This is a genomic window from Vibrio sp. S12_S33 (genome assembly GCF_963889785.1).
GTDB classification, from domain to species: Bacteria; Pseudomonadota; Gammaproteobacteria; order Enterobacterales; family Vibrionaceae; genus Vibrio; species Vibrio aestuarianus.
This window is the reverse complement of record NZ_CAWPQZ010000134.1, coordinates 1-1,671: the sequence shown is the minus strand read 5'-3', so window position 1 is coordinate 1,671 and position 1,671 is coordinate 1. Positions and strand designations below refer to the sequence as shown.

Genomic DNA, 1,671 nt, shown 5'->3' with positions numbered 1-1,671 from the left:
GAGCTCTGTGATGAAATCGCACACAAATTAAATACGCGCCCACGCAAAAGACTTGGGTATAGAACACCACTGGAGTATATTCATGCGCATCTGTAAAAAATGTCGCACTTCAAACTTGATACTAAGCGTTGCGATTTAGTCAGAGAGGACTGTTATCATTTCGTCTATTGGTAGTGGTTTGTCAGTTTGACTACCTTTATTAAAAAAATAAATAATGCTACCTATGGTTTCTATCGTTTTATTGCCCTCTCTTTTTGGCACGTCACCTACCTTTGGTACCAACTGTTTCTCAACCATATTCTTACATACAATACTTTCACACGTGGAACTTTGCTCTTCGAATACAATATTTTCAGAAACTTCGTACTCAATTGGCATTATATTTGGTTCACTACACGCTATAGCCGAAAATAGAGTGATTGGTAAAACCCATACTTGCATTGCCACTTCCCAAAATAATTCATTTGATTAATGAATTATACCTAAAGATAGCAATTACGAACAGTGTTTTTTATTAATCGTATAACGCCTTGCTAAGGGGTGAGCAACGCATTGACACAAAACCAAAACCTTTCCACCGTAACCACTGAAGCCAAGTTTAAACCAAAAGTGCGACGCGTTGCGAATCACTCTTAAACAGTTAGTCATGTGCTAACGATTTGCAATAAACTCTTGTCACTTCGCCTGATGGTTCATATGCATCTTCAATTCGAACCCAACCAAACTTCTCGTATAAACCATCATGATCTGTTGTCAGATAAAGATCTGGATAACCCATTGACTTAACTACTTTAAACGCATATTCAAACATAGTTTCGCTTAATCGGTTACCTCTATGCTCGGGCTCGATAAATAGCGAGCTAAACCACGGATAAAGATCATGTCGACTAACAAAGTCATTGATAATTAGCCCAAAGCAACCAACAATTTCATTGTCATTCACAAGGACATAAAATTGTGGAATAGACTCTTCTTGTTTGCTTGAGTTAAGCATGGCATTTTCAAAGTATGAAAAGTTTTCTTGGGAACCCCATTTCGAGTGGATGTATTTCGCACACTCAGACACCCCCATCGGATAATCATTAACATTAAATATTTTGTACATCTTAGCTCCTTTCAATTAATGCCTAACGCCCAATTAAGTGGTGAACAACGCACTGACCAAGCCACCGCATTGCACCATAAAACACTTTACTCAACGCATAGTAAAACTGCCATGCGTTGAGAATCAACTTAAATTGTTTGTATGGATAATAACTCTCAAAATCGGGTAATGTGAGACCCAGGCTTTAGCTGCAACTAAAGCTTTCCATGTAGTAGTTCGATTGAACGCTGGCTCCTCTATCGAGAGACCGATAACAAACGAGAACACTACATAGGACTCCAAGCATGAACCTCGAATAGTCGACTGGGTCTCGAACCCGCATTACACAAGCATGAGTTAGCTTATTATGAATACGAAAATGAAACAAAGTATCAACGTCGGAGTTGATACAGGGAAAATACAATTAGATATCCACATCAGACCGTTAGACATCTTTTTCTCGGTTGAAAATACCGACAAAGGCATCAAAGATGCACTGAGAGTCATAAAACAACACAAACCTGAACGCATCGTAATTGAAGCCACTGGTCGTTTAGAAATGCCATTTGTACTCGCTTGTGCTGAGG

The 1,671-nt window shown here is 39.0% G+C and carries 2 protein-coding genes and 1 pseudogene; 1 reads left to right on the top strand and 2 read right to left on the bottom strand.

The annotated features are described in order from the left end of the window. Positions 1-135: 135 nt before the first annotated feature. Together AACW06_RS19435 and AACW06_RS19430 are read right to left on the bottom strand one after the other, a co-directional pair. Positions 136-441, bottom strand: a complete 306-nt coding sequence (locus AACW06_RS19435) for a hypothetical protein (protein WP_192076317.1) — start codon at positions 439-441, stop codon at positions 136-138. 199 nt (positions 442-640) lie between these two features. Further along, entirely contained in the window at positions 641-1,105 is a 465-nt protein-coding gene (locus tag AACW06_RS19430; RefSeq protein ID WP_192076316.1) for a GNAT family N-acetyltransferase, read from the bottom strand. Positions 1,106-1,451: 346 nt separating this feature from the next. Here AACW06_RS19430 and AACW06_RS19425 point away from each other — a divergent pair. Continuing rightward, positions 1,452-1,671, top strand: a pseudogene (locus AACW06_RS19425) (IS110 family transposase); the annotation flags it as partial.

What these genes read in the sequence shown, in the direction of transcription:
- AACW06_RS19430 (WP_192076316.1), bottom strand. Translation starts at nt 1,105, where the DNA reads ATGTACAAAATATTTAATGTTAATGATTATCCGATGGGGGTGTCTGAG.
- AACW06_RS19435 (WP_192076317.1), bottom strand. Translation starts at nt 441, where the DNA reads ATGCAAGTATGGGTTTTACCAATCACTCTATTTTCGGCTATAGCGTGT.